25 protein-coding genes are annotated in these 25,460 nt (G+C 65.8%); 12 read left to right on the forward strand and 13 right to left on the reverse strand.

The features are described from left to right. Positions 1-37: 37 nt before the first annotated feature. Positions 38-1,024, reverse strand: coding sequence for a hydroxyacid dehydrogenase (locus tag BI327_RS36720; RefSeq protein WP_076866249.1), 987 nt, complete (start codon positions 1,022-1,024; stop codon positions 38-40). A 186-nt stretch (positions 1,025-1,210) separates the two neighbouring features. Between BI327_RS36720 and BI327_RS36725 the strand changes: the two genes are divergently transcribed. Both BI327_RS36725 and BI327_RS36730 read left to right on the forward strand, forming a co-directional pair. Beyond that, on the forward strand, positions 1,211-2,146 hold the full coding sequence (locus BI327_RS36725) for a LysR substrate-binding domain-containing protein (protein WP_057016894.1): 936 nt from the start codon (positions 1,211-1,213) through the stop codon (positions 2,144-2,146). Between the two features lie 305 nt (positions 2,147-2,451). Continuing rightward, positions 2,452-2,763, forward strand: coding sequence for a hypothetical protein (locus BI327_RS36730; RefSeq protein WP_174683073.1), 312 nt, complete (start codon positions 2,452-2,454; stop codon positions 2,761-2,763). A gap of 15 nt (positions 2,764-2,778) precedes the next feature. On the opposite strand, the gene BI327_RS36735 is transcribed toward BI327_RS36730, so the two are convergent. Continuing rightward, the gene (locus tag BI327_RS36735) at positions 2,779-3,675 is read right to left on the reverse strand and encodes a LysR family transcriptional regulator (RefSeq protein WP_076866250.1); all 897 of its coding nucleotides are present in this window, start codon (positions 3,673-3,675) and stop codon (positions 2,779-2,781) included. Between the two features lie 117 nt (positions 3,676-3,792). On the opposite strand from BI327_RS36735, the gene BI327_RS36740 reads away from it, so the two are divergent. Beyond that, complete coding sequence (locus BI327_RS36740; RefSeq protein ID WP_076866251.1) at positions 3,793-4,671, forward strand: NmrA family NAD(P)-binding protein; 879 nt, start codon at positions 3,793-3,795, stop codon at positions 4,669-4,671. Between the two features lie 94 nt (positions 4,672-4,765). Here BI327_RS36740 and BI327_RS36745 read toward each other — a convergent pair whose 3' ends face one another. After that, positions 4,766-5,473, reverse strand: coding sequence for a type 1 glutamine amidotransferase (locus BI327_RS36745; protein WP_076866252.1), 708 nt, complete (start codon positions 5,471-5,473; stop codon positions 4,766-4,768). A gap of 84 nt (positions 5,474-5,557) precedes the next feature. Next, positions 5,558-6,526: a hypothetical protein gene (locus tag BI327_RS36750; protein WP_245335046.1), complete on the reverse strand. Its 969-nt coding sequence runs from the start codon at positions 6,524-6,526 to the stop codon at positions 5,558-5,560. Positions 6,527-7,022: 496 nt separating this feature from the next. Between BI327_RS36750 and BI327_RS36755 the strand changes: the two genes are divergently transcribed. Next, on the forward strand, positions 7,023-7,571 hold the full coding sequence (locus BI327_RS36755; RefSeq protein WP_076866254.1) for a cytochrome b: 549 nt from the start codon (positions 7,023-7,025) through the stop codon (positions 7,569-7,571). Between the two features lie 54 nt (positions 7,572-7,625). On the opposite strand, the gene BI327_RS36760 is transcribed toward BI327_RS36755, so the two are convergent. Beyond that, on the reverse strand, positions 7,626-8,099 hold the full coding sequence (locus tag BI327_RS36760; protein ID WP_076866255.1) for an Lrp/AsnC family transcriptional regulator: 474 nt from the start codon (positions 8,097-8,099) through the stop codon (positions 7,626-7,628). 141 nt (positions 8,100-8,240) lie between these two features. On the opposite strand from BI327_RS36760, the gene ald reads away from it, so the two are divergent. Further along, entirely contained in the window at positions 8,241-9,356 is a 1,116-nt protein-coding gene (gene ald, locus BI327_RS36765) for an alanine dehydrogenase (protein WP_076866389.1), read from the forward strand. A gap of 226 nt (positions 9,357-9,582) precedes the next feature. Here the strand turns inward: ald and BI327_RS36770 are convergent, their stop codons facing one another. After that, positions 9,583-10,371: an IclR family transcriptional regulator gene (locus BI327_RS36770; protein WP_076866256.1), complete on the reverse strand. Its 789-nt coding sequence runs from the start codon at positions 10,369-10,371 to the stop codon at positions 9,583-9,585. 145 nt (positions 10,372-10,516) lie between these two features. Here BI327_RS36770 and leuC point away from each other — a divergent pair, with 145 nt between their 5' ends. The 6 genes from leuC to BI327_RS36800 are packed head-to-tail and all read left to right on the forward strand — an operon-like array spanning position 10,517 to position 16,464. After that, positions 10,517-11,920 (forward strand): 3-isopropylmalate dehydratase large subunit, encoded by a 1,404-nt coding sequence (gene leuC, locus BI327_RS36775; protein ID WP_076866257.1) that lies wholly within the window; start codon positions 10,517-10,519, stop codon positions 11,918-11,920. Between the two features lie 3 nt (positions 11,921-11,923). After that, positions 11,924-12,574: a 3-isopropylmalate dehydratase small subunit gene (leuD, locus tag BI327_RS36780; protein WP_076866258.1), complete on the forward strand. Its 651-nt coding sequence runs from the start codon at positions 11,924-11,926 to the stop codon at positions 12,572-12,574. Next, positions 12,571-13,704 (forward strand): 3-isopropylmalate dehydrogenase, encoded by a 1,134-nt coding sequence (leuB, locus tag BI327_RS36785; RefSeq protein WP_083742367.1) that lies wholly within the window; start codon positions 12,571-12,573, stop codon positions 13,702-13,704. Before leuD ends, leuB begins: the two co-directional genes overlap by 4 nt. A 14-nt stretch (positions 13,705-13,718) precedes the next feature. Further along, on the forward strand, positions 13,719-14,765 hold the full coding sequence (locus BI327_RS36790; protein WP_245335042.1) for an ABC transporter substrate-binding protein: 1,047 nt from the start codon (positions 13,719-13,721) through the stop codon (positions 14,763-14,765). Further along, on the forward strand, positions 14,762-15,595 hold the full coding sequence (locus BI327_RS36795) for an ABC transporter ATP-binding protein (RefSeq protein ID WP_076866260.1): 834 nt from the start codon (positions 14,762-14,764) through the stop codon (positions 15,593-15,595). Before BI327_RS36790 ends, BI327_RS36795 begins: the two co-directional genes overlap by 4 nt. Then, the gene (locus BI327_RS36800) at positions 15,592-16,464 is read left to right on the forward strand and encodes an ABC transporter permease (RefSeq protein ID WP_076866262.1); all 873 of its coding nucleotides are present in this window, start codon (positions 15,592-15,594) and stop codon (positions 16,462-16,464) included. The genes BI327_RS36795 and BI327_RS36800 overlap by 4 nt, the downstream gene beginning before the upstream one ends. Positions 16,465-16,510: 46 nt before the next feature. On the opposite strand, the gene BI327_RS42840 is transcribed toward BI327_RS36800, so the two are convergent. Beyond that, positions 16,511-16,687, reverse strand: coding sequence for a hypothetical protein (locus BI327_RS42840; RefSeq protein WP_167386927.1), 177 nt, complete (start codon positions 16,685-16,687; stop codon positions 16,511-16,513). A 199-nt stretch (positions 16,688-16,886) separates the two neighbouring features. Here BI327_RS42840 and BI327_RS36805 point away from each other — a divergent pair, with 199 nt between their 5' ends. Next, positions 16,887-17,147: a hypothetical protein gene (locus BI327_RS36805; protein WP_076866264.1), complete on the forward strand. Its 261-nt coding sequence runs from the start codon at positions 16,887-16,889 to the stop codon at positions 17,145-17,147. Positions 17,148-17,269: 122 nt separating this feature from the next. Here the strand turns inward: BI327_RS36805 and garD are convergent, their stop codons facing one another. The 6 genes from garD to BI327_RS36835 form a co-directional block, all read right to left on the reverse strand. After that, complete coding sequence (gene garD, locus BI327_RS36810) at positions 17,270-18,811, reverse strand: galactarate dehydratase (RefSeq protein ID WP_076866265.1); 1,542 nt, start codon at positions 18,809-18,811, stop codon at positions 17,270-17,272. Positions 18,812-18,914: 103 nt separating this feature from the next. Further along, positions 18,915-20,363, reverse strand: a complete 1,449-nt coding sequence (locus BI327_RS36815; RefSeq protein WP_076866267.1) for an aldehyde dehydrogenase family protein — start codon at positions 20,361-20,363, stop codon at positions 18,915-18,917. A gap of 22 nt (positions 20,364-20,385) precedes the next feature. Further along, positions 20,386-21,741, reverse strand: a complete 1,356-nt coding sequence (gene gudD, locus BI327_RS36820; protein WP_076866268.1) for a glucarate dehydratase — start codon at positions 21,739-21,741, stop codon at positions 20,386-20,388. 31 nt (positions 21,742-21,772) lie between these two features. Continuing rightward, positions 21,773-22,714, reverse strand: coding sequence for a 5-dehydro-4-deoxyglucarate dehydratase (gene kdgD / locus BI327_RS36825; protein ID WP_076866269.1), 942 nt, complete (start codon positions 22,712-22,714; stop codon positions 21,773-21,775). Between the two features lie 129 nt (positions 22,715-22,843). After that, entirely contained in the window at positions 22,844-23,749 is a 906-nt protein-coding gene (locus BI327_RS36830) for a LysR substrate-binding domain-containing protein (RefSeq protein WP_076866271.1), read from the reverse strand. A 267-nt stretch (positions 23,750-24,016) separates the two neighbouring features. Then, positions 24,017-25,354, reverse strand: a complete 1,338-nt coding sequence (locus BI327_RS36835; protein WP_076866273.1) for an MFS transporter — start codon at positions 25,352-25,354, stop codon at positions 24,017-24,019. Positions 25,355-25,460 lie beyond the last annotated feature (106 nt).

Below are 25,460 nucleotides of genomic sequence, written 5' to 3' on the forward strand. Positions count from 1 at the left end.
ATGATTCCAGCCTCTTGTCGGGCTGTTTCCGTGAGACCTAAGGCGGGTCCAGCGCCGCCGGATTGACGACGTTGGCGCGATCGATGTCGCGTTGCGTGAGGACGGCAACGATGTTGCGCGCGGCTTCGACGCCGGTCCGCGTGATCGATGCGCCGGTTTGCGCGGCGATGTGCGGCGTCACGATCAGGTTCGGCGCCTGCAGGATCGGCCGGTCCTTCGCGGGTGGCTCTTCCGCCAGCGTATCGAGGCCGGCGCCGGTGAGATGGCCGCTGCGCAGCGCCGCGCACAATGCGTCCTCATCGACCAGCGCGCCGCGCGCGGTATTGATCAGGATTGCGCCGGACTTCATGGCAGCGAGCCGCCCGGCATCGATCATGCCGCGCGTCGCGTCGGTGAGCGGTGCGTGCAGGCTGACGATGTCGGAGACCGCGAGCAGCTCGGCGAGATCGGCGGCTTCACGCGCCAGCGCCGGATCGACGCGGCCCTTGCTCCGGCCGAGCGCAACGACGGTCATGCCGAGCGCCACCGCGGCGCGCGCGACGTGCCGCGCGATGCGGCCGAAGCCGACCAGGCCGAGAGTGCGGCCGCGGACTTCGCGGCCGCGATAGGTGGCGCGGTCCCAGGCACCGGAATGGGTTCGTGCGTTCAGGCTGACGACGTCACGCCCGAGCGCGAGGATCAGCGCGACGGTGTGCTCGGCGACCGCCGGCGCGTTGGCATCGCCCGCGACCATCACCGGCACGCGCCTTTCGGTCGCGGCATCGATATCGACGCTGTCGACGCCGGCGCCGTGCTTTGCGATCACGCGCAGATGCGGATTGCCGGCAATGATCGCAGACGAGATGATCGGATTGCCGCGCATCAGGATCGCCTGCGTCGGCGCCGTCGCCATCTCATGCGTGAGGCGATCGGGCGTGACGGCATCGCGCATCAGCACGATGTCTGCGCCGATCTCGCCGAGCACATTGACGGCTGCGGGGGCGAGGGTATCGCCGGTGACCAGAACGCGAAACGGAGCGGTCATGGTCTATCGCCTGCCGCGATATTGCATGGCTGCCCCGCTGCGCGCGCCGCGCCATTCTGCCTGAAGCTGACGCATTTCTCGCGCTTCTCCCTTGGAGGACAGGTGATTTCGCGCGAAGATCGGGAAACGGCCCCGTGAGGTCAAATACCTTGTTGACCCCCGACTTATAGGGAATCGGAATAAGCGATGGATTACAGGCAGCTTCGTTATTTCATCGCGGTGGCCGAAGAACTCAGCTTCAGCCGCGCCGCCAAGCGCTTGCATGTCAGCCAGCCGCCGCTGAGCACGCAGATCAAGGCGATGGAGGAAGAGCTCGGCACGCGCCTGTTGGCGCGAACGCGGCGTGCGGTGGAACTGACGCAGGCCGGGCAATTGCTGCTGGAACATGCGCGGCGCGCGGTCAGCGAGCTCGACCTTGCGTCGGAGACGGTGCGCCGCGCGGCCCGCGGCGAGGCCGGCATGATCCGTGTCGGCTTCACCGGCTCGGTGCCGATGCTCGACATGTTCGCCGAGCTGTTCCGAAGTTTTCGCGCCAGCTATCCGCGGGTGAAGATCGAGCTCCGGCACATGTCGACGGCAACGCAATTGCGCGCGCTCGCCGACGCCGAGCTCGATGTCGCGATCATGCGGCCGCCGCTCGACTTCAGGCCGGCGGCCGATCTGCAGGTGCATGTGGTCTGGCGCGACCGGCTGATGGTGTTCCTGCCGCTGGATCATCCGCTCGCCGGCGCCAAAGGCGCGCTGGAGATGGCCGATCTTGCCGAGCATGAATTCGTCGGCATGGCCGAGAGCGGCTGCGGCGTCGGCGATCAGGCCGCGATGCTGTGCCGGCGGGCGGGGTTTGCTCCGCGCGTGGTGCAAGAGGCGCATGAGTTGCGCACCGTGCTCAGCCTGGTCGCAGCGGGGATCGGACTATCGATCCTGCCGTCCTGCTACCAGCAGGCCGGCGTGATGAACGTCGTCGCCAAGCCGCTGGACACGCCGGATGCGGAGAGCCGCATGCTGGTGGCGATGCGCTCGAATGCCTCGCTGCTGCCGCGCCGGTTCGTCGAATGCGCACTGCAGGCGGCGTCACGCAGCGCACCGCCGCTCGTTCCCGAGGTCGCAGCAGTGAGCCGCTGATCGCGCTGCGTTAGGCGATCGCTCGTGCTTGGGATGGCGGCTCGTCGCGCATGGCGGGCGACGCTCTGCGCGCCCCATACTTTCGTCGGCAGTAGTCTCCCGGAATGCAGTCTGGCGCCGCTCTTGCATACGTGAAGGGCAGGTGCTGGGGCGCTGATTCGTTGCGTTCCTGCCCGCGACGGCAATGTCGCGGACAGACAGGAGTGATGCGCGCCCGCAGCGGGATCGAAATCTGCGGAGACGACACCATGCACGCCATCACGCGTGCGGCACTGCTGCTTGGGACGGTGTGGCTGATATCCACGATGTGGATGGGATCGCCGACCCTGGCACGCGACGACGGCCGCTACGCCAACTCACCGCTGAAACCCTGGTTCGAGAGCCTGCGCAGCGGCTACGGACAATGCTGCTCGGACGCCGACGGATCTGTCGTCGCCGATCCGGACTGGGAGTCGGATCACGGGCACTATCGCGTGCACATCGACGACGAATGGGTCGTGGTGCCGGATGAGGCCCTGATCACCGCGCCGAACAAGGTCGGGCGAACCATGGTCTGGAAGCACTATATCGACGGCCACCCGCGCATCCGCTGCTTCATGCCGGGCAGCATGACCTGAGGGATGATCTGCAATTCAAGCCGGCGGAACGAAGACCCGGTTCGGAAACGCCTGCTCGACAATGTCGAGAAACGCGCGGACTTTGGCGCCGACCAGCCGTCGCGAGCTCTGCAGCGCCCAGATCTCGACCGGAGGTCTGGCGTCCGTTCCCCAATAGGCAAGCCGGCCCGCGGCAATGTCGTCGTCGACCAGCAGCTTCGGCAGCAGGGCCACGCCGGCGCCGGCCAGCACTGCGTCACGCATCATCTGCATGGATGAAAGACGCAACACCGGCCGCGGTCTGAGCGTGATCTCATCGTGCCCATTGCGGATGCGCCAGAGCGTGTCGGCGGGCGTCGGTGACATGACGACGGCATCGACCGCGATGTCACCTGCACCGCGAACGGTGCTCATGGGCCGCGATATATCGGGATGCGCGACGACCAGCAGCTCATCGTTGAGGACGCGGCGGCCGACGAGGCGTTCGTCCGGCGACGGGTTGATGCGGATAACGAGATCGTAGCCGTCCTCCACCGGATCGACCATGCGATCCTCGGCGACGATCTCGAGCTGGACGTCGGGATAGCCGCGCGCAAAGCGCGCACCGATCCGGCCGAATGCGACATGCGCGAGCAACACCGGCGCGCTGACCCGCAGCCGGCCGCGCGGCGTCGACGCGCCGAGCACCACGGCTTCGCCGGCCTCGGCGATGTCGGACAGCGGACCGCTGGTGCGCTCGTGCAGTGCGCGGCCTTCATCAGTCAATCGAAGACTCTGCGAACCCCGCTCGATCAGGCGGACGCCGAGACTTTGTTCGAGCTCGGCGACGCGGCGGGACAGCGTGGCCTTGGCGCGTCCGGACATACGACTGGCGCGGCCGAACCCGCCATGGGCGGCAACCAGGTTGAAGTCGGCAAGCGCCTGAAGGTCCATTGCGGCTGTTCCATGTTTGAGACGGCGTGTCCAAATACTGGCATCTTCAAAGGAAAATTGGAACAGATAGCTTCCCCTCCAACGGCAGACGGTCTGCCGCGACGAGGAGAATTCGACATGGCTATTCTGATCTCAGGCAGCACAGGCACCATCGGCACCCAGGTTCTGAACCATCTCGCCGGTCACGGCATCGAGGTTCGCGCGCTGACGCGCTCGCCCGGCAAGGCTCAGTTCCCGCAGCACGTGAAGGCGGTTCGGGGCGATCTGGCTGACGTGGATTCGGTCCGCGCCGCGCTTGATGGCGTCAGCACGCTATTCCTGCTGGTGCCGAACGCCGCCGACGAACTGACCCAGGCGATGCTGACGCTGACTGTTGCGCGCGAGGCCGGCGTCAAGGGCATCGTCTATCTCTCGGTGTTCAAGGGCGAGGCCTATGCCGACGTGCCGCATTTCGCAGGCAAGCATACGGTCGAGCGGATGATCGAGGCGCTCGATCTTCCCGCGACCATCCTGCGCCCGGCCTATTTCATCCAGAACGATGTTCGGCTGAAGGAGCCGCTGCTCAATTTCGGCGCCTATGGCATGCCGATCGGTGCGAAGGGGATCTCGATGGTCGATATCCGCGACATCGGCGAGGCGGCCGCGATCGAGCTGGTGCGCCGCGAGCGTGCACCCGCACCGCTTGGCCGCGAGACCTACGCGCTGGTCGGTCCCGATGTCGTGACCGGCGAGGGCGCGGCCGCGATCTGGCGGGATGAGCTTGGCCGCGCCGTCAGCTATGGCGGCGACGATCTCGCGGCGATGGAGCAGCGCATCAAGGCGGCGATGCCGGCATGGCTCGCGCTCGACCTGCGCCTCATGTTCGGCCGCTACCAGAGCGACGGCGCAGTCGCGACGGCCGATGAACTCGCGCGTCTGACGCGGCTGCTCGGCCGCGCACCGCGTGCCTATCGCGATTTCGCACGCGATGCCGCCGCGCAGTGGCGCAAGGGTTAAAGCGCTTTCGAGCGAAGTGGGTACCGGTTCGCGTGAAGAAAACGCGTCAAAACAAGGATCCGGAGCCTCGTTCCGATTTAATCGGAGCGGGGCTCTAGACGCGGCGCGTGAGGAAGCGCGTGACCACGCCGCCAAGCGTGGCGTGGTCGAGCGGCTCGGCGAGCGAGGCCTTGGCGGTGTCGACCACGGTATCGGGCGCAAGCCCGCGGCGCAGGTCGCACAGCGCGTCGGCGTAGTCGACGGTGAATTCCGGATGCGGCTGCACCGACAGCGTCGTGCCGTTGGCATAGAGCAGGCCGGCATGCGGCGTGAACGCCGACGACATGATGGTGCGCGTGGAGGCGGGCGGGGTGATCACCTGGTCCTGATGGGACGCGGCCGCCGCGATCGTCTCGCCCGCAAGGAGCCCGTTATCAGGCGCGAGCTGATACACGTGGCGGCCGATGCCCCAGCCCTTCTCGGACTTGCGCACCGTGCCGCCGAGCGCCTGCGCGATCAGCTGATGGCCGAAGCAGACGCCGACCATCGGAATGCGTTTGTCATGGGCTGTGCGCACCAAGGCTTCCAGCGGCGCGATCCAGGCGACATCGTCATAGACGCCGGCCGCCGATCCCGTGATCAGGATCGCGTCGAGCGTAGCCGCATCGGGAAGCGCTTCGCCCTTGGCGAGGCTGACGACGTTGCAGGTAGCCGAGGGGTCGGCGGCGGCGACCATCCGCTGAAACATCTGCGGATAGCTGCCGTGACGCTCGAGGAACTGCGGGCTGACGAGCCCGGTTTCGATGATGGTGATGCGGGCCATGGAACGCGCTGACGGAGGAGCGGGATGACCCAGCCTTTACTCCGAAAGCGCTGATCGCCTCAAGCCGCGCGGCGTCGCCGCGGATCAATTCTGCGACGGTGCCGCCGCGTCGATTGTCGCGGTGTGCTGCGCTGCCGGTGCCGTTCCGGCGATCGCAGGCGTAACGGTTGCAGGCGTCGTCGCCACGATCGCCGGCTCGGTGCGGTAGCGCGGCAGCTGATCCTCGAGCGAATAGCCGACGCAGAGCGCGAGGCTCGACCACACCGCCATGCTGAAATACAGCGACATCCAGGCGATCTCCTCGCGCCATTCGGCGATGTCGTGGGTCACGACCCAGCGCCGGCTGACGTCGCGCAGCCCGTCGAGTGGATGCAGCAGCGTGCCGCCGGCGGCGAGGTTGGCGCGCCAGCGGTTGAGATACATCGGCACGTCGATGGTCATCAGAAAGGCGAGGAAGGCGGCGATGCCGACGATCGCGACGATGAAGGCCCAGCGCACCGGGCCATGGAACTCGGGCAGCAGCCGGCACAGCGCGATCCCGATCAGAAAGAACACCACGGCCCAGATCGAGTTCTCGATCGCGTTGCAGAGATAATGCGTGGTCAGCACCGCATACCAGGAGAAGCATTCCGCGATCACGATCAGCGGCACGACGATCCAGGCGATGGTCACGGTGGTCTCGGCGCCGGTCATGGTGCCGAGCTGATGCAGGATGATCGCCCATTGCGCGGCGAAGCAGACCTCTGCGACGGTGGCGACGGTGCGGCCGACCATCACGCTCGACAGCCAGGTGTCGACCAGGCAGATGCGCTGCACGTCGGCGCGCGGCAGCACCGAGCGGAAGGCGCAGCCGAACACATAGGCCGCGCACAGCAGCAGCATCAGGCCGATGCCGGACGTGTTGCTGAAGCTGCTGCTCGCCTGCTCATGGAACTGGCGATACAGCGCGAACCAGACCGCGATGTTGGCGGCGCTGACGAGGCTCAACAGGCCCCACCACCGGACCACTGGATTCGACCAAGCCAGCGATACCGGCCGTGCCCGCCTCTCCATGCTCATTCACCGCTCCGCGTGTAACCGAATTGATATTGAACTGTAGTAATTCTGTCATAGAAGGACGCGAATCACGACTAAAAAATGCGTGTGGCAACGGGCCAGGGGGCTACGGATTGTGACAGCGTTTGTGACGGCGCGACGTTTGTGACAGTGAGCGGCGGCCCGGCGTTTGTGACAGCGAGCGGCCCGCCAAACCTCCTCTCGTCATTCCGGGATGTGCCGAAGGCGCAGGCCCGGAATCCATTGGGCCGCCGTGTCGTTGCTGGATGGATTCCTGGCTCGCGCGGAGCCTGTCATCGGGCCGCGCTCTGCGCGGACCCGTTGGCGCGCCCCGGAATGGCGAGGAGAAAGCTCCGCCTTCACGATCGTGATCGAATATGACACCCGCGGCGGGTAGGCAGGCTTCGCCCGATCCTCTATTGAACGGCCTTCCTTTTTTCGGGCCGTACCCGCACGGGCTGGCTGCAAGCGAAGGCGCCCTGTGACGACGGACATGACGGCCAGCTACGACCCGCTGCTGCGCAGGATTCACTGGGCGACCGCCGTCCTGTTCATCGCGGCGATGCTGATCGGGCTCTATTGCGGGCTGCAGCCGGCGGGGACGTCGCCGCGGCGCGAGCTGCTCGAGGTGCACAAGTCGCTCGGCGTCACTCTGTTCTTCCTGGCGATCCTGCGGCTGATGGTGCGCGCCGCGACCACGGCGCCGCCGGAGCCGGGCTCGTTCTCGCCGCTGGTCAGGATCGCGGCACGGCTCAATCACTGGGCGCTCTACGCCATCCTGTTCGTGATGCCGGTGACCGGCTACATGTTCTCGTCGGCCGGCGGCTACTCGCTGCGCTATTTCTGGACCTTCAGCTGGCCGCGCCTGTTTGCCGACAACAAGGCGGTCGCGGAGGCCGGCGAGCTTGCGCATGGCGCGCTCGCCTATGTCGTCTATGCCGTGGTCACGCTGCATATCGCTGCGACGCTCTGGCATGCCGTCGTCAAGAAGGACGAGACGCTGGCGCGGATGTGGCCGCGCGCGAGGGCGCGATCGTCTTGACCGCGGATTCGGTTCACCTCTCCCCAGCGGAGAGAGGTAAACCTTCGGCGTTGCTCAGCCGCGCAGCGCGGTTTCGGGAATGGTGCGGCGAACCACCTCACGCATCGCGAAGCTGGAATGGATGCGGGCGACGCCCGGCATCCGCGACAGATGCTGCTTGTGGATGCGCTCGAAGTCGGCGATGTCGCGGGCGATGACCTGCAGATGATAATCGTCGCTGCCCGACATCAGATGGCAGGACACGACGTCGGGACAGCGCGCGATCGCGGCCTCGAAGGCTGCGAGATAATCCTCGCTCTGCTTCTCCAGCGTGATGGTGACGACGACGGTCGTCACGAGACCGAGCGCTGATGGTTCGAGGTCGACACGATAGCCGCGGATCACGCCGATCTCCTCGAGATGGCGAATGCGCCGCGCGCAGGCGGTCGGCGACAGCCCGACCTTCTCGGCAAGCTCGATCTGGCTGGCGCGGGCGTCAGCGACCAGCTCGGCGAGGATTCTGAGGTCGATACGATCGAGACCGCCCACGCAGTTTTCCTTCGCACGCTGAGCTTGATGCGAAGGATATGGGCGTATTTGGCTGTGAGCAAGCCGGAAATCGCTGAGAAACGCCGTGTGACGGGGAATAGCCTCAAGCGTAACGGAAACGAATCCTTCAAGGAGCGGACCATGCGCATCGGCGTGCCCAAGGAAATCAAGGTCGAGGAATACCGGGTCGGGCTGACGCCCGCCTCGGTGCGGGAATATGTGGCGCACGGCCACGAGGTCGTGGTGCAGCGTGGCGCCGGTGACGGCATCGGTGCCGGCGATGACGCCTATACCCAGGCTGGTGCACGGATCGCGGACACTGCCGAAGAGGTGTTCTCCGTCGCCGAGATGATCGTGAAGGTGAAGGAGCCGCAGCCGTCCGAATGGATCAGGCTGCGCGAGGGACAGATCCTCTTCACCTATCTGCATCTTGCGCCCGACGTGCCGCAGACCGCGGGGCTGATCGCCTCCGGCTGCACCGCGGTCGCCTATGAGACCGTGACCGACGCGCATGGCGGTCTGCCGCTGCTCGCGCCGATGAGCGAGGTCGCCGGCCGGCTTGCGATCGAGGCCGCGGGTGCAGCACTTCGCAAATCCGCTGACGGCATGGGCAAGCTGCTCGGCGGCGTGCCCGGCGTTCCGCCGGCGCGCGTTGCGATCATCGGCGGCGGCGTGGTCGGCACCCATGCGGCGCGGATGGCGGCGGGGCTCGGCAGCGACGTCACCATCCTCGACCGCTCCCTGCCGCGCCTTCGCGCGCTCGATGACCTCTTCATCGGCCGCGTTCGTACCCGCTACGCGACGCTGGAGGCGATCGAGCAGGAAGTTTTCGCGGCTGACGTGGTGATCGGTGCGGTGCTGGTGCCCGGCGCCAGCGCGCCGAAACTGGTCTCGCGCGCGCAGCTTGGCGGCATGAAGCGCCGCGCGGTGCTGGTCGACGTCGCAATCGACCAGGGCGGCTGCTTCGAGACCTCGAAGCCGACCACGCATCAGGCGCCGACCTACCTGGTCGACGAGATCGTGCATTACTGCGTGGCCAACATGCCGGGCGCGGTGCCGGTGACCTCGAGCCACGCGCTCAACCATGCCACCTTGCCGTTCGGCCTGGCGCTGGCCGCGAAGGGCCTGCGCGCGCTGGTCGAGGATCAGCATCTGCGCGCCGGCCTCAACGTCCATCGTGGCCGCATCACCAACCGTGCGGTGGCCGAGAGCCAGCATCTCGCGGCCGTGATGCCGGAGGACGCGCTGGCGTCGTGAGGTGAAAGCCAGAAGGTCCAATTGCAGTTTGGGTCCAACCTCCCCTGGAAAAGGGGAGGTCGCTTTGCTCGCCAGAGCAAAGCGGGTGGGGATCTGCTCTCTCCACATAGAGCGTCGCCTGTGGCAGACCCCCATCCCGACCTTCCCCCTTTCAGGGGGAAGGAGAAGACAGACATCGTCTCCTCCGGGCTCTGTCATCCGCTCGACACGTCAACCGTCCGAGAGGTCATTTCTCTGCGAATCTTGCCCCGGCTTTGTCTGTCAGTTCTTTCAGCCGGCTCTGCATGACTGCAATGATGTGCTCGCGCTTGGCCACGATCCGTTCGATCGGGCCGCCGATGCCGATCGCGAGCGGAGCACGTCGCTTTGGCAGGGGAACAAGCATGCCGATTGTGCTGGCGCCCGGTGTCGTGCGGCCGGCTGACTCGGAAAAGCCGCGCCGGCGAATGCGCTCGATCTCTTCGAGAAAGGCCGCTTCGCGAACGCGCGCCGGCAGACTCGGCTCCTCGGCGTTGTTGCGACGGATAATGCCGCGAATCCTGGTGTTCGGCATTTGGCTCAGCAGCACGTGTCCGAGCGCGGTGCGAACCATCGGACGTATTTGGCCGGCATGTGCCGTGTACTGAAGTTGAGAGCCGCCGGGGACAACGTGCAGATACCGCATCCCGGCGGCGCCGGTCTGTTGCCCAAGCATGACGGTTTCGCCGCCCGTTGCGGTCCAGAGTTCCTCCATCAGATCGGTGAGCTTCTTGTCACGGAACGGGGAACGACGGATCCAGTCCCCTAGCAGATTGACCCGGTAGCTAGGGATGAAGCGCCGCGTCTTTCGCTCGTATTCGAGGTAGTTCAATTCAACGAGGCTGCGGAGCAACACTGACGTGCTCGATTGGGGCATTCCCAATGCGGAAGCAATTTCAGTCATGGAAGCAGCCCGCTTGGTTTCCCGAAAGAACTCCAGAACTGCAAACGTCCGCATGGCCGATTTGACAATCGCCGTCTTACGCGCGTTCGGCATGGCTGTCTCCGCGGCGGGTCGGGTACCGCGCCTCCTTCACATATGTGATGTTAGGCCAAAACCGCTTCACTTGACGACAACTTTGGCACAGATTGGCGCCAATAAGATCAAGTCGCATGGAAACGCGGACTGCAGGGGAAGGCGGATGCCCGGTCGAAGTTTGCTCGAGAAGATCTGGGACCAGCATGTCATTGCCCGTTTGAGCGAGGACACTGATCTCCTGCATATCGACCGCCATCTGCTGCACGATCTCGGCGGCTCGCGCGGCCTGCTCGATTTGAAGAGCCGTGGCCTCAAGGTCCATAATCCCGAGCTGACATTTGCGACGCCGGATCATGCATTGTCGACGGCGCCCGGCCGCGCCGGAACCAGCAAGATCGGCATGGAATTGCTCGCCGCACTGCGGGTCGAGACCGCGGCGAGCGGTATCACGCTGTTCGACGTCGATCAGCCCGGCCAGGGCATCGTCCATGTCATCGGGCCGGAACTCGGCTTGAGCCTGCCGGGCGCGACCATTGTTTGCGGCGACAGCCACACCTGCACCCATGGCGGCCTGGGGGCGCTCGCCTTCGGCATCGGGTCGAGCGAGCTCACCCATGTGCTGGCGACGCAGGCGCTGATCCAGAAGCGTCCGAAGACGCTGCGCGCGCGCTTCGAGGGCAGACTGCCGCTCGGCGTCACCGCCAAGGACATGATCCTGGCGCTGATCGGGCATATCGGCGCCGCCGGCGGCACCGGCTATGCGGTCGAATACGCCGGCAGTGCGATCCGCGCGCTGCCGATCGAGGGCCGGCTGACGATCTGCAACCTCTCGATCGAGCTCGGCGCTAAGATGGGCATGGTGGCGCCGGACGAGACAACATTCGAATTCCTGCGCGGCCGTCCCTATGCGCCGCAAGGCGAGATGTGGGATCTCGCGGTGAAAGCATGGCGCGAACTGCCGAGCGATCCCGACGCGGTGTTCGACCGCGAGGTCGTGATCGACGTCGAGAAGATCATCCCGCAGGTGACCTGGGGCATCAGCCCCGAGCATGTCGTCGGCGTCGACGGCGTCATTCCCGATCCGAAGGCGGTCGACGATCCCGCGCGTCGCGCCGCGATCGAGACCGCGCTGGAGTATATGGGCCTGCAAGGCGGCGCGCCGATCGCCGGCACGCCGATCGATTGGGTGTTCATCGGCTCCTGCACCAACAGCCGGCTCAGCGACCTGCGCGCCGCGGCCGAGGTGGCGCGCGGCCGCAAGGTCGCCGCCGGTGTTCGCGCCTGGGTGGTGCCGGGCTCGGAGAACGTCAAGCGCGAGGCGGTCGCCGAAGGGCTCGACAAGATCTTCATCGAGGCTGGCTTCGAGTGGCGCGAGCCCGGCTGTTCGATGTGCCTTGCCGCCAATGGCGAGGTGGTGGGCCCCGGACAGCGCTCGGTCTCGACCTCGAACCGCAACTTCGTCGGCCGGCAGGGGCCGCGCGCGCGGACGCATCTGGCGAGCCCCGCGAGTGCCGCGGCATCGGCGATAGCCGGTGCGATCGCCGATGTCAGGATGATGGGGCGCTAGACGATGCCGAAACCGTTCGACAAGCTCACTGCGACCGCTGCGCCGATCATGCGCAGCAATATCGACACCGACGTGATCATCCGCATCGAGCGGCTGGTCGGCAACGGGATCCGCGGCACGCTCGGCAAATGGGCGTTCGGCTCGCTGCGCTACCTGCCCGACGGCTCGGAGAATCCGGATTTCATCCTCAACCGCGAGCCGTACCGGGACGCGGAGATTCTGGTCACCGGACCGAATTTCGGCTGCGGTTCGTCGCGCGAGGGCGCGGTGTGGTCGCTGCAGGAGCGCGGCATCCGCGCCATCATCGGCTCTGGCTTCGGCGATATCTTCTTCGCCAACTGCTTCCAGAACGGAATTTTGCCGATCATCATCGACAAGGCGATGGTCGACCAGCTTGCCGCCGATATCGAGGCGACGCAGGGCGCCGGCAAGGTCTCGATCGACCTCGAGGCGCAGACCATCGTCTCGCCGTCGGGCGCCCGGCATTCGTTCGAGATCGACCCGCGACGGCGCGAAGGGCTGTTGAAGGGGCTCGACGAGGTCGCGCTGACATTGCAGCGCGACGACGAGATCCACGCCTTCCAGACTGCCGACCGCACCGCGCGGCCCTGGATTCACTCCACAAGGACACCCGCCTCAAGGACATCCGCATGAGCACGCAATCCAACATGATCAAGGTCGCCGTGGTCGGCGGCGAGGGTATCGGCCCCGAGGTTACCGCGCAGTCGCGCCGGGTGCTCGACTGGTTCGCGGCCAAACGCAACGTGCCGATGACCTTGCGCGAGGCGCAGTACGGCCTGATCCCCTATCTGGCGACCGGCAAGGTGCTGCCCGAGGACACCGCGGAAGCGATGGACGAGGCCGACGCCATCCTGTGGGGCGCAACCGGCGGGCCTGAGACCACGGAAGTGCCGGCGGCGGCACGCAAGGCCGGCAGTCTCTTGGGCTTGCGCAGCAAATACGATCTCTATGCCAACTTAAGGCCGATCATGGCGAGCCCGGCGCTGTCGGCGTCGGCGCCGCTCAAGGCGGAGGTGCTTGACGGCGTCGACTTCGTCATCATCCGCGAACTGACCAGCGGCATCTATTTCGGCGAGCCGCGCGGCATCGAGACCTTGCCGGACGGCCAGCGCCGCGGCTTCAACACCGAGCAATACACCACCAACCAGATCCGCCGCGTGGCGCGTTCGGCGTTCGAGCTGGCGCGGACCCGGCGCAACAAGGTCTGCTCGGTCGACAAGGCCAATGTGCTGGAGACCAGCGTGGTCTGGCGCGAGGAAATGATCAAACTGCACAAGGAGGAGTTCTCCGACGTCGAGCTGACACATCTCTATGTCGACAACGCCGCGATGCAGATCGTGCGCGAGCCGCGGCAATTCGACGTCATGGTGACCGGCAACATCTTCGGCGACATCCTGTCCGACTGCGCGGCGATGGCCTCGGGCTCGCTCGGCATGCTGCCGTCGGCGTCGCTCGGGCCGGTGGATCGGTTCGGCCGCCGCAAGGCGCTCTATGAGCCGGTGCATGGCAGCGCGCCCGACATTGCGGGCAAGGGCATCGCCAATCCGCTCGGCTCGATCCTCAGCGTCGCGATGCTGCTGCGCCTGACACTGAACCGGCCCGAGGATGCGGATTTGCTGGAGCAGGCGGTGCAGACCGCGCTTGCCTCCGGTGCACGAACGGCCGACATTGCGGAAGCGGGTGCGAAGAAGCTGTCGACCGTCCAGATGGGCGACGCGGTGCTCAGCGCGCTCGACAAGATCTCGGCGAAGGAGCACGCGTGATGGGGCGCCTCGCGATGCCCAATATTTCGAGGCGTTCGGCGCTGACGGTGATCGCTGCGGGCGGCGCGGCGCTGGCGACCGGGCGGGCATGGGCGCAGGCGACCACCGGCCGCGCTATCTATCCGGTTGCGGTGCCGGTCTATCAGACGCAGTTCGTCGCGGACCGTATCGGCTACTTCAAGGACGCCGGGCTCGACTGCAAGCTGGTGCAGGGCGGCAGCGGCGTGAAGACCCGCGAGATCATCGCCTCGTCGCAGGGCGACATCGGGATCGGCGACGTCACCCATCCGATGCAGTTGACCAATCACGGCCGCGCCGCGCGCGTCCTGTTGCCGGTCGACACGCGGTCGAACTCGGTGATGTTCATCCTGCGCAAGGACCTCAAGGACCAGGGCATCAATTCGCTGGAGGCTTTCACGCAATGGAAGCGGCCCGACGGCCGCAAGCCGATCGTCTCGGTGTCCTCGCTCGGCGGCACCAACCATGTCTGGGCGTCCTACTACATGGAAACCATGGGGCTCGACGACAAGGTGACCTGGATCGGCACCGGCAATGTCGACACCATGCTGGGGTCGCTGAAGTCGAAGCAGGTCGATATCCTCGTCAGCTCGCTGTCGCTGTTGAACGAGGCGCAGCAGCAGGGCTGGGGCGAACTGCTGTTCGACGGCACCGATGAAGCGATCTGGAACAAGCATATCGGCGGCAAGGTGCCGGTGACCGCGCACTTCACGCTGCAGGCCACCATCGACAAGGATCCCGCCAAGATGCAGGCCTATGTCACCGCGCTGTGGCGCGCGTCGCAATGGATCAAGGCGCACAAGCCGACCGAGGTCTACGACGCCATCGAGCCCTATGTCGGCAGCACCTCGCGCGACGCCAATCTGCTGGAGATCTCGGCGATCCAGAAGGTCGCGGATTATGAGGGCACGATCGACGCGGCGAGCTTCGCGCGCGGCGAGAAGGTCTGGTTCCGCGAGATGACCGGCATCAAGCCGCTCAAGATCGCCGATGTGGTCAATTCCAACCTTATCGACGCGGCGCGAAAGGCCTATCCGGGTTGAGCGCGCTCGAGACAAGCGCAATCGTATCGCCGCGCGCCTCGGCCGACCGCCGCGTCGAGGTCAAAGGCCTGAGCAAGTCGTTCCAGCTCGCCAAGACCACGATCGAGGCGGTGCGTGACGTTACCTTCGACGTCCGCCGCGGCGAGTTCGTCGCGCTGCTCGGGCCGTCGGGCTCCGGCAAGAGCACCGTGCTCAACATGATCGCCTCGCTGATCCGCCCCACAGGCGGCGAGATCCTGATCGACGGCAGGCGCGTCGTCGCCGGCAAGGCGACGCCCAATGTCGGCTATGTCTTCCAGCGCGACACGCTGTTTCCCTGGCGGACCGTCGGCGACAATATCGGCTACGGGCTGGAGCTGTCGGGCGTGCCCGCGTCGGAACGGAAGGCGCGCATCGCCGAATGCGTCGCGCAGGCCGGCCTCAAGGGATTCGAGCACGCCTATCCCTCGGCGTTGTCGGGTGGCATGCGGCAGCGCGCGGCGCTGATGCGGACCCTGATCGTCGAGCCGCAGATCTTGCTGATGGACGAGCCGTTCGGCGCGCTCGACACCCACACCAAGATCGACATGCACGAGGTGCTGCTGCGGATCTGGGAGCGCGAGCAGCAGACCGTGCTGTTCGTGACCCATGATCTCGGCGAGGCGCTGACCCTGGCCGACCGCATCATCCTGTTCTCGGCGCGGCCGGGCCGCATCAAGGACATGTTCACGGTCGATTTCGACCGCCCGCGCGACGCGGTGAAGGTGCGCGAGACCCCGCATTATGCCGAGCTGTTCCAGCACATCTGGCACTCGCTCGGCGAGGAGTTCGTCAAGGGCCGCAGCACATGAAGAGGTACGGCACGCTCGGCACGGTCGGCTGGCAGATCCTGATCTGCGCCGTCGTGTTGTCGGTCTGGCAATGGGGTTACGACCTGCGCACCAAGCTGCCGTGGCTGGTGCCCGATCTGCTCGACCCTTATTTCATCTCAAAGCCGTCGATGATCTTCGACAATTTCCTGATCCAGAGCTGCCTGACCTCGAAGCTCGGTGCCTTCAACGGCTGGTTCAACGGCGAGTTCGGAAAATGTCTGGCGCGCAACGAGAACAATCTCTGGGCGGCGACGGCGATCACGTTGAAGAACACCTTCTTCGGCTTCGTCACCGGCGTGGTCTCCGGCTTCGCCGCCGGGCTGATCCTCGGGCGATCCGACCGGCTCAGCGCGATCTTCCAGCCCTTCATCACCGCGGTGAATTCGATCCCCCGGATCGCGCTGGCGCCCATCATCGTGCTGGCGTTCGGGATCGGCGACATGTCGAAGATCGTGACCTCCTGGATCGTCGTGGTGTTCCTGGTGTTCTTCAACACCTTCGAGGGCGCACGCTCGATCGACGAGGGCTTCACCAACGCCGCGCGGCTGCTCGGTGCCAGCGAGTGGCAGATCACCCGCACCGTGGTGATCCCCTCGACCATGGCCTGGGTGTTCGCCTCGCTGACGCCGGCGATCTCCTTCGCGCTGATCGGCGTGATCGTCGGTGAGTTCATCGGCGCCGAGCGCGGCATCGGCCGTCTCATCATCGAGTCGGAGGCGCGCGGCGAAGCCTCGGGCATGATGGTCGCGGTGGTCGTGCTGATGCTGGTCGGCGTCGTGCTGTCGGCGATCATCTGGCGGCTGCAGGCCTATCTGCTGCGCTGGCAACGGCAGCGCAGTGCCGAATAGGCCGAGGTCGTGGCGGCGCTGCGTCCGCCGCCACGGGCCTCCGGGCTCACGCTGCGGTCTGCGACGGCGAGGTCTCGCCGTCGAGCCAATCCTGTTCGATTGCCAGTGCGCGCCAGGCCGCTTCCATTCGCTTGAAGCGATTGAAGGTCGGCTCGTCGTCGGCGCGCTCGGCAAGCTGCGCGCAGTTCTCCGCATTGTCGAGGAAGTGCTGTGATTGCTTCATGGAACGTCCTCCTGTTGATGAGGACGTGGGACATCAAATCAGGCTATTCAACGCGTGGAACATGAGCATTTCGCCACACAGGTGAATGTCTGTTCAGCGGAGTTCCCCAGGCGATGTTCCGCATATGCGGGCAACATAGGAACAGGTTGTCGCATCCGGCGTTCGTCCCCCACGTCGCAACTGGAGGAGGAGAGGCGTGATGAGGAAGTATCTGTTCGCCGCGGCCATGGTGACCGCGATCGCTTCACCTGCGTTCGCCGATGATGTCGGTGTTCGCGTCGGTCCCGTCGGCGCCGGCGTGACCGTGGGCCGGGCGCCCGAATATCGCGACCGCGACCGTGACCGCACCACGGTGATCAGGGAGCGTGAGCCGCGCCGCGACCGGACCACGGTCATCAAGAAGCAGGACGAGTTCGGCAATCGCAGCAAGACCGTGATTCACCACGATGATGACGATTGACGCCTGATCGAAGCGATGTTGGACGTAGAGGAAAATCCGCCGCAAGTTTCGTCGCGGCGGATTTTCCAAGTGTAGCCAACATTTCCAAGTGTAGCTAATCAGGTGAGCCGGCGGCGGTGGTCCTAGGTCACCGGTGCCGGGTTGAACAACGTCAGATCGTTGTGGATGCCCCACTTGTCCGACCACGGTTTCGTTCGGCCGCTCGCGACGTCGAGGATCAGGTGGAACAGGTCCCAGCCGGTTTCCTCGATCGTCTTCTCGCCGGTCGCGATGCAGCCGGCGTCGAAATCGATCAGGTCCTTCCAGCGCCGCGCCAACTCGCTGCGGGTCGCGACCTTGATGACAGGCGCGGCGGCAAGGCCATAGGGCGTGCCGCGGCCGGTGGTGAATACCTGCAGCGTCATGCCGGCGGCAAGCTGCAAGGTGCCGCAGATGAAGTCGCTCGCGGGCGTCGCCGCGAACAGCATGCCTTTCTGCCGTGCCTTCTCGCCGGGCGACAGCACGCCGGCGATCGGACCGGAGCCCGACTTGACGATCGAGCCGAGGGACTTCTCCACGATGTTGGCGAGCCCGCCCTTCTTGTTGCCCGGCGTCGTGTTGGCGCTGCGGTCGGCGCCGCCGCGGGCCAGATAGGCGTCGTACCAGGCCATCTCGCGGATCAGCGCGCGGCCGACATCCTCGTTGACCGCGCGGCGGGTGAGCAGCTGGATCGCGTCGCGCACCTCGGTCACTTCCGAGAACATCACGGTCGCGCCGGCGCGAACCAGCAGGTCGGCGGCGAAGCCGACCGCGGGGTTGGCGGTGACGCCGGAGAATGCATCGCTGCCGCCGCATTGCAGGCCGATCACGAGATCGGCGGCCGGGCAGGTCTCGCGCGTGCGGGCGTTGAGCACCTTCAGGCGCGCCTCGGCCTGGCTCATGATCGCATCGACGATGGCGCCGAAGCCGTCAAAGGCCTCGTCCTGCATCCGCACGATCGCGTCATTGACGCCCTCCGGCACCAGCCGTTCCGGCGCGAGCTTCTCGCAGCCGAGCCCGACCACGAGGATCTCGCCGCCAAAATTCGGATTGAGCGCGAGGTTCTGCAGGGTGCGGATCGGCACCACGGCATCGGGCGCCGTGATCGCGACGCCGCAGCCATAGGCATGGGTCAGCGGCACGACGTCGTCGACGTTCGGGTATTTCGGCAAGAGCTCGGCGCGGATGCGCTTCACCGCATATTCCATCGTGCCCTTGACGCATTGCACTGACGAGGAGATGCCGAGGATGTTCTTTGTTCCAACTGAACCGTCGGGATTGCGAAACCCCTCGAACGTAAAACCTTCGAGCGGCGGCAGCGCCGGCGGCACCGCGGTTGCGATCTCGAGCTGATCGAGCGGCGGCGCGTCGGGCATGCGGATGCGGGCCTCGTCGACCCATTCGCCGGCCAGGATCGGCGACAACGCGTGACCGATCACCTCGCCATAGCGGACGATCGGCGCGCCTTCGGCAATGTCTTCGAGCGCCGTCTTGTGGCCCTGCGGCACGAAGGCGCGCAGCGTCAGGCCCGAGGCAAAGCGCGAGCCGGCGGGCAGGCCGAAATCGTTCACCACGATCGCGACATTGTCGCGCGCGTTGAGCTTGATGTAGCGGGGCTGCTCCTTAGCGCCGGTCGACTGGTCCATGAGGGCTCCGGAAATTGTGGGGCGGGTTAGCCGAAGGCGTAACCCGCCGTGTTTCGTGTGCGGTGCCGATGGGTTACGCTGGCGCTAACCCACCCTACGAGCCTCAACCCGGGAAGGTGTAGGCCGTCTTCACCGTGGTGTAGAACTCGCGGGCATAGGCGCCCTGTTCGCGCGCGCCGTAGCTCGAGCCTTTGCGGCCGCCGAACGGCACGTGGTAGTCGACGCCCGCGGTCGGCAGGTTGACCATCACCATGCCGGCCTCGCTGTTGCGCTTGTAGTGCGAGGCGTATTTGAGGCTCGTGGTGCAGATGCCCGAGGCGAGGCCGAACTCGGTGTCGTTCGAGATCGCGAGCGCCTCCTCGTAATCCTTGGCGCGGATCACGCAGGCGACGGGGCCGAAAATCTCCTCGCGAGCGATCCGCATCTGGTTGGTCGCCCCGGTGAACAGCGCCGGCTGCAGATAGAAGCCGGGCGTCTCGCGGTTCAACAACTCGCCGCCCCAATGCAGCCGGGCGCCTTCATCCTGGCCGATCTTGATGTAGCGAAGGTCCTGATCGAGCTGGCTCTGGTCGACGACCGGGCCGACATGCACGCCGCTCTTCAGCGCGTCATCCACCGACAGCCCCTTCATGCGCTCGGTCATCGCATCGACGAAGCGGTCGTGAATGCCCGCGGTGACGATCAGGCGCGACGACGCCGTGCAGCGCTGGCCGGTCGAGAAATAGGCGCCGTTGACGGCGACCTCGACCGCGACCTTGACGTCGGCGTCGTCGAGCACCACCAGCGGGTTCTTGCCGCCCATCTCGAGCTGGAACTTCTTCATCGGATTGGAGAGCACGCAGGCCTGCGCGATCTTGCGGCCGGTCTGCACCGAGCCGGTGAAGGAGATCGCGGCAATGTCGGGATGATCCAGCAGCGTCTGGCCGACCACCGAGCCCGAGCCGACCACGAGGTTGAAGACCCCCGCCGGAATCCCCGAGCGCGCGATGATCTCGGACAGCGCATGTGCCGAGCCCGGCACCAGCTCGGCCGGCTTGAACACGACGGTGTTGCCGTAGCAGAGCGCGGGCGCGATCTTCCAGGCCGGAATCGCGATCGGGAAATTCCACGGCGTGATCATACCGATGACGCCGACCGGCTCGCGGGTGATCTCGACATCGAGGCCGGGGCGCACCGACGCGCCCTTCTCGCCCATCAGCCGCAGCGCCTCGCCGGCGAAGAACGCGAAGATCTGCCCGGCGCGCGCCACCTCGCCGATGCCCTCGGGCAGCGTCTTGCCTTCCTCGCGCGCCAGCAGGCGGCCGAGCTCTTCCTTGCGGGCGAGGATTTCGACCGAGATCTTGGTCAGCGCGTCGAAGCGCTCCTGCGGCGTCGAGCGCGCCCAGGCCGGGAAGGCGGCCTTCGCGGCGGCGATCGCCTGTTCGGTCTGCGCCTTGTCGGCCTTGGCGTATTCGCCGACCACGTCCTTGGTGTTGGAGGGGTTGATGTCCCGCGTGATGCCTGTTCCGTCGACCCATTCGCCGGCGATGAAGTTCTTCTGGTGAGCGGTCATTGTTCTCTCCAACCTTTTGTTGTTAGCGCACGAGGCAGGGACGCTTGTCGTCGAAGGTCCAGCCGGGGATCAGGAACTGCATGGCCAGCGCGTCGTCGCGGGCGCCGAGACCATGCTGCTTGTATAGCGCGTTCGCCGCCTCGATGGCACCGCGATCGAGCTCGATGCCGAGGCCCGGCCGGTCGGGGATCGCGATCTTGCCGCCCTTGATCTGGAGTGGCTCCCTGGTCAACGCTTGGCCGTCCTGCCAGATCCAGTGGGTGTCGATCGCGGTCACCTTGCCGGGCGCGGCGGCGCCGACATGGGTGAACATCGCCAGCGAAATGTCGAAATGGTTGTTGGAGTGCGAGCCCCAGGTCAGGCCGTTGTCGCGGCAGGTCTGCGCCACCCGCACCGAGCCCTGCATGGTCCAGAAATGCGGATCGGCCAGCGGAATGTCGACGGCCCCGAGCCGCAGCGCGTGGCTGAGCTGGCGCCAGTCGGTCGCGATCATGTTGGTCGCGGTCGGCAGCCCGGTGGCGCGGCGGAACTCGGCCATGATCTCGCGGCCGGAGAAGCCGGCCTCGGCGCCGCATGGATCCTCGGCATAGGCCAGCACGCCATGCATGTTGCTGCACAGCCGGATCGCCTCGTCGAGCGACCAGGCGCCGTTCGGGTCGAGCGTGACGCGCGCCTTCGGGAAGCGCTTTGCAATCGCGGTGACGGCCTCGATCTCCGCTTCGCCGGCCAGCACGCCGCCCTTGAGCTTGAAGTCGGCAAAGCCGTAATGCGCCTGCGTTGCCTCGGCGAAGCGCACGATCGCCTCCGGCGTCATCGCCACCTGATGGCGCAGATTGAACCAGTCCGCCTTGCCGGTCTCGCCCTCGACGTAAGGCAGGCTGGTCTTGCTGCGGTCGCCGACGAAGAAGAGATAGCCGAGCGTTTCGACCTCAGCGCGCTGCTGGCCTTCGCCAAGCAGCGCCGCGACCGGCAGATTGAGATGCTGGCCGAGCAGATCGAGCAGTGCGGATTCCACCGCAGTGACCGCGTGGATGGTGACGCGGAGGTCAAAAGTCTGCTTGCCGCGGCCGCCGGCGTCGCGGTCGGCGAAGGCCTGGCGCATCGAGGCCAGGATGTTGTTGCAAGCGCCGATGGTCTGGCCGACGACGAGGTCGCGGGCGTCCTCGAGCGTCTTCCTGATCTTTTCGCCGCCCGGCACCTCGCCGACGCCGGTATGACCGGAGTTGTCGGTGAGGATCACGAGGTTGCGGGTGAAGAACGGCGCGTGTGCGCCGCTCAGATTGAGGAGCATGCCGTCGCGGCCGGCGACCGGAATCACCTCCATCGCCGTGACGACGGGGGCGCCGGCAAAGCCGCTGCGGATCGCATCTTGAATCATCTGGTCCTCCCTTTGTCGTTTGCCGCTTGGCTTATTCCGCCGCCTGCTGCGCCGCGGCCTGCGGCAGCTTCGCCACCAGCGCCGCGAGCTCGGCGATCTCCTGCTCGGTGAGATCGGTCAGCGGCGGCCGCACCGGGCCGGAATCGCGGCCAATCACCTTCATGCCGGCCTTGATGATCGACACGGCGTAACCCTTCTTGCGGTTGCGTATCGCGATCAGCGGCAGGATGAAATCCTTCAGGCCTGCATGGATGGTCTGATGGTCGCGCCGGCGCACCGCGGCGTAGAAATTGGTGGCGAATTCCGGCACGAAGTTGAACACCGCCGATGAATAGGTCGTAACACCCATGTCGAGATAGGGCAGCGCGAAGGTTTCCGCGGTCGGCAGGCCGCCGATATAGGTCAGGCGGTCGCCGAGCTTGGTGTAGACGCGGGTCATCAGCTCGATGTCGCCGATGCCGTCCTTGTAGCCGACGAGGTTCGGGCAGCGCTCGCAGAGCCGCGCCAGCGTATCCGGCTGCAGGATCGCATTGTCGCGGTTGTAGACGATGACGCCGATCTTCACCGACGAACACACGGCCTCGATATGGGCGGCGAGACCGTCCTGCTCGGCATGCGTCAGATAGGGCGGCAGCAGCAAGAGGCCATCGGCGCCGGCCTTCTCGGCGCCAACTGCGATCTCGCGCGCGATCGCGGTGCCGTAGCCGGTGCCGGCCAGCACGGGAACGCGGCCCTTGGTCTCCTCGACCGCGATCTTCACGACATGGGGAACTTCGGAGGGCGTCAGCGAGAAGAACTCGCCGGTGCCGCCGGCGGCGAACAGGCCGGCGACGTCATAGCCGCACAGCCAATCCATGTTGGCACGGTAGGTCGCCTCGTCGAACGAATAGTCCGCGTTGAACGGGGTCACCGGGAAAGACAGGAGACCGCCACCGATATGCCGGGCCATCTCCTGAGGGGTCATCTTGCTCATGGCGCCACTCCTTGAATGATGTTGTTGGGAAAGGGATGCGCGAGCAGCGCGCGTCCATGGCCGAATTCTTAGGGACTGGTTCGATGCGCGTCCAAGCCAAACGCGGTATCGAGCGATGCTAACTCTGCATCAATCGCCGCGCAGCTGCGGCGCTGCGATTTCGGTCGCGATCTCGATCAATGACGGCAGCAACTGGTTCTCGTGATCGCGCCGCCACACCATGAACAACTCGACCGGCACCGGCGTGCGCAGCTTCAGCGGCTTCAGCTTGACGTCCGCGATCTTCAGGCTGGCGGCGGCCTCCGGCACGATGGCTATGCCGAGCCCGGCGCGCACCATGGCGAGGATCGAATGGATCTGGCTGAGATGCTGGACATAGCGCGGCAGTATGTCGGCGCGCGTGAACATCGACACCAGCAGATCGTGGAAGTAGCGCGCCTCATAGGGCGAATACATCACGAAGGGCTGGTCGTCGAAATCCTTGATGCTGACGGCATCGGCCGCGGCCAGTGGATGCTTCTTCGGGATCGCCGCAAGCAGCGGCTCGGCGACGACGCGGCGGCTGGCGAATTCCGGCCGCGCGATCGGCGGGCGCAGCAGGCCGGCATCGATCTGGCCGGTGGTCAGTGCCTCGAACTGATCGCCGGAGACCATCTCCTTCAGCGAAAAATCCACCTCGGGCAGGCGGGAGCGGGCGGCTGCGATCAGGTCGGGCAGGAAGCCATAGGCGGCCGCCGCCGTGAAGCCGATCTTGAGCGAGCCGGTCTTGCCGAGCGCGATGCGGCGGGCGACCTGCGAGGCGGATTCGGCCAGTTTGAGGATGCGCCGCGCCTCGGGCAGGAAGCTACGGCCCGCCGGCGTCAGCCGCACCGAACGGCTGGTTCGCTCCAGCAGCGGCGCGTCGATGATGTGCTCGAGCACCTGGATCTGCCGGCTCAGCGGCGGCTGCGTCATGTTGAGCCGCGCCGCGGCGCGGCCGAAGTGTAGTTCCTCGGCCACCGTGACGAAACAGCGGAGCTGGTTCAGGTCGAACATCGATGCAAGCCTGGAATGGATCGCTTGAGAATTCGTACGTTCTAGCATCGATGCCTCCCACTGGCCAAGAAGACAAACAAGCAGACAAAGACGGCGGCCGAAGCCGCCGTTCCTGGAGTTTTGTGCCCAACTCCATCCCCGTCATTGCGAGCGAAGCGAAGCAATCCATCGCACGGCACATCCGGAAGCATGGATTGCTTCGTCGCTTCAGCGCAAAATTGCTTTGCAATTTTGTCGCGAGCTCCTCGCAATGACGGGCCGTAGGCATCAGGCCGCCTTCAGCTGCACCCGCTTGATCTCGCCGACGATGAACAGATAGGCGATCGCCGCGACCAGCGCGTTGACGCCGACGAACACCAGCGCGCCGTTGAACGAGCCGGTGGCGGCCAGGACATAGCCGATGATGATCGGCGTGGTGATCGAGGACAGATTGCCGAAGGTGTTGAACAACCCGCCGGAGACACCGCCGGCTTCCTTCGGCGAAGTGTCCGAGACCACAGCCCAGCCGAGCGCGCCGATGCCCTTGCCGAAGAAGGCGAGCGCCATGAAGCCGACCACCAGCGCCTGGCCATCGACATAGTTGCAGGCGATGATCGACATCGACAGCAGCATGCCGCCGACGATCGGGATCTTGCGCGCCAGGGTCAGAGAGCCGGTGCGGCGCAGGATATAGTCGGAGATCACGCCGCCGAGCACGCCGCCGATGAAGCCGCACAGCGCCGGCAAGGTCGCGACGAAGCCGGCCTGCAGGATCGAAAGCCCGCGCTCCTTCACCAGATAGACCGGGAACCAGGTCAGGAAGAAATAGGTCAGGGTGTTGATGCAGTACTGGCCGATATAGACGCCGAGCATCATGCGGTTGGCGAGCAGCTGGCGGATGTGGTCCCAGCGCGGGCCAGAGTCATGCGCCTTGCCGTCCTTCGCCGCGTCCATGTCGACCAGCGCGCCGCCCTGCTTGATGTAGTCGAACTCGGCCTCGTTGATCCCAGGATGGTCCTTCGGCTCGTAGATCGTCTTGATCCAGGCAATGCCCATGACGATGCCGAGCCCGCCCATCACGTAGAACACGTGGCGCCAGCCGTGCTCATGGGCGATCCAGCCCATCAGCGGCGCGAAGATCACGGTGGCGAAATACTGCCCGGAATTGAAGAAGGCCGATGCGGTGCCGCGCTCATTGCCCGGGAACCAGGAGGCGACGATGCGGGCGTTGGCCGGGAATGACGGCGCCTCGGCGATGCCGACCAGGAAGCGCAGGCCGAACAGGAGGACCACGGCCGTGCCGGCGGAAAGGAACCCGACCAGGCCCTGCATCGCGGTGAAGATCGACCAGACGATGATACTGATCGCATAGACCCATTTGGAGCCGTAGCGGTCGAGCAGCCAGCCGCACGGCACCTGCGCGACGACATAGGACCAGCCGAACGCCGAGAACACGTAACCCATCGCGACGGGGTCGAGATGCAGTTCCTTGGACAGGGCGGGCCCAGCGATCGAGAGCGTGGCGCGATCAGCATAGTTCACGGTGGTGACGAGAAACAGCATCGTCACGATCAAGAGCCGGACGCGGGACCGCCGCGCATCCGTGGCGGACACAATTGCGCTCATTCGCGCCTCCTTAGAAATATTTCCTCGGGGTCTGTCCTAGAGAGATGACGGCAATGGGTCCAAGCCGAAACAGGTATTGATCCATACCGGTTTTGAATTGATCGGC

Source organism: Bradyrhizobium mercantei (assembly GCF_001982635.1).
GTDB classification, from domain to species: domain Bacteria; phylum Pseudomonadota; class Alphaproteobacteria; order Rhizobiales; family Xanthobacteraceae; genus Bradyrhizobium; species Bradyrhizobium mercantei.

Excerpts from the sequence above, each read along its gene's own strand:
- BI327_RS36720 (WP_076866249.1), bottom strand. The coding sequence starts at position 1,024 with ATGACCGCTCCGTTTCGCGTTCTGGTCACCGGCGATACCCTCGCCCCC.
- BI327_RS36725 (WP_057016894.1), top strand. The coding sequence starts at position 1,211 with ATGGATTACAGGCAGCTTCGTTATTTCATCGCGGTGGCCGAAGAACTC.
- BI327_RS36730 (WP_174683073.1), top strand. The coding sequence starts at position 2,452 with ATGTGGATGGGATCGCCGACCCTGGCACGCGACGACGGCCGCTACGCC.
- BI327_RS36735 (WP_076866250.1), bottom strand. The coding sequence starts at position 3,675 with ATGGACCTTCAGGCGCTTGCCGACTTCAACCTGGTTGCCGCCCATGGC.
- BI327_RS36740 (WP_076866251.1), top strand. The coding sequence starts at position 3,793 with ATGGCTATTCTGATCTCAGGCAGCACAGGCACCATCGGCACCCAGGTT.
- BI327_RS36745 (WP_076866252.1), bottom strand. The coding sequence starts at position 5,473 with ATGGCCCGCATCACCATCATCGAAACCGGGCTCGTCAGCCCGCAGTTC.
- BI327_RS36750 (WP_245335046.1), bottom strand. The coding sequence starts at position 6,526 with ATGGAGAGGCGGGCACGGCCGGTATCGCTGGCTTGGTCGAATCCAGTG.
- BI327_RS36755 (WP_076866254.1), top strand. The coding sequence starts at position 7,023 with ATGACGGCCAGCTACGACCCGCTGCTGCGCAGGATTCACTGGGCGACC.
- ald (WP_076866389.1), top strand. The coding sequence starts at position 8,241 with ATGCGCATCGGCGTGCCCAAGGAAATCAAGGTCGAGGAATACCGGGTC.
- BI327_RS36770 (WP_076866256.1), bottom strand. The coding sequence starts at position 10,371 with ATGCCGAACGCGCGTAAGACGGCGATTGTCAAATCGGCCATGCGGACG.
- leuC (WP_076866257.1), top strand. The coding sequence starts at position 10,517 with ATGCCCGGTCGAAGTTTGCTCGAGAAGATCTGGGACCAGCATGTCATT.
- leuD (WP_076866258.1), top strand. The coding sequence starts at position 11,924 with ATGCCGAAACCGTTCGACAAGCTCACTGCGACCGCTGCGCCGATCATG.
- leuB (WP_083742367.1), top strand. The coding sequence starts at position 12,571 with ATGAGCACGCAATCCAACATGATCAAGGTCGCCGTGGTCGGCGGCGAG.
- BI327_RS36790 (WP_245335042.1), top strand. The coding sequence starts at position 13,719 with ATGCCCAATATTTCGAGGCGTTCGGCGCTGACGGTGATCGCTGCGGGC.
- BI327_RS36800 (WP_076866262.1), top strand. The coding sequence starts at position 15,592 with ATGAAGAGGTACGGCACGCTCGGCACGGTCGGCTGGCAGATCCTGATC.
- BI327_RS42840 (WP_167386927.1), bottom strand. The coding sequence starts at position 16,687 with ATGAAGCAATCACAGCACTTCCTCGACAATGCGGAGAACTGCGCGCAG.
- BI327_RS36805 (WP_076866264.1), top strand. The coding sequence starts at position 16,887 with ATGAGGAAGTATCTGTTCGCCGCGGCCATGGTGACCGCGATCGCTTCA.
- garD (WP_076866265.1), bottom strand. The coding sequence starts at position 18,811 with ATGGACCAGTCGACCGGCGCTAAGGAGCAGCCCCGCTACATCAAGCTC.
- BI327_RS36815 (WP_076866267.1), bottom strand. The coding sequence starts at position 20,363 with ATGACCGCTCACCAGAAGAACTTCATCGCCGGCGAATGGGTCGACGGA.
- gudD (WP_076866268.1), bottom strand. The coding sequence starts at position 21,741 with ATGATTCAAGATGCGATCCGCAGCGGCTTTGCCGGCGCCCCCGTCGTC.
- kdgD (WP_076866269.1), bottom strand. The coding sequence starts at position 22,714 with ATGAGCAAGATGACCCCTCAGGAGATGGCCCGGCATATCGGTGGCGGT.
- BI327_RS36830 (WP_076866271.1), bottom strand. The coding sequence starts at position 23,749 with ATGTTCGACCTGAACCAGCTCCGCTGTTTCGTCACGGTGGCCGAGGAA.
- BI327_RS36835 (WP_076866273.1), bottom strand. The coding sequence starts at position 25,354 with ATGAGCGCAATTGTGTCCGCCACGGATGCGCGGCGGTCCCGCGTCCGG.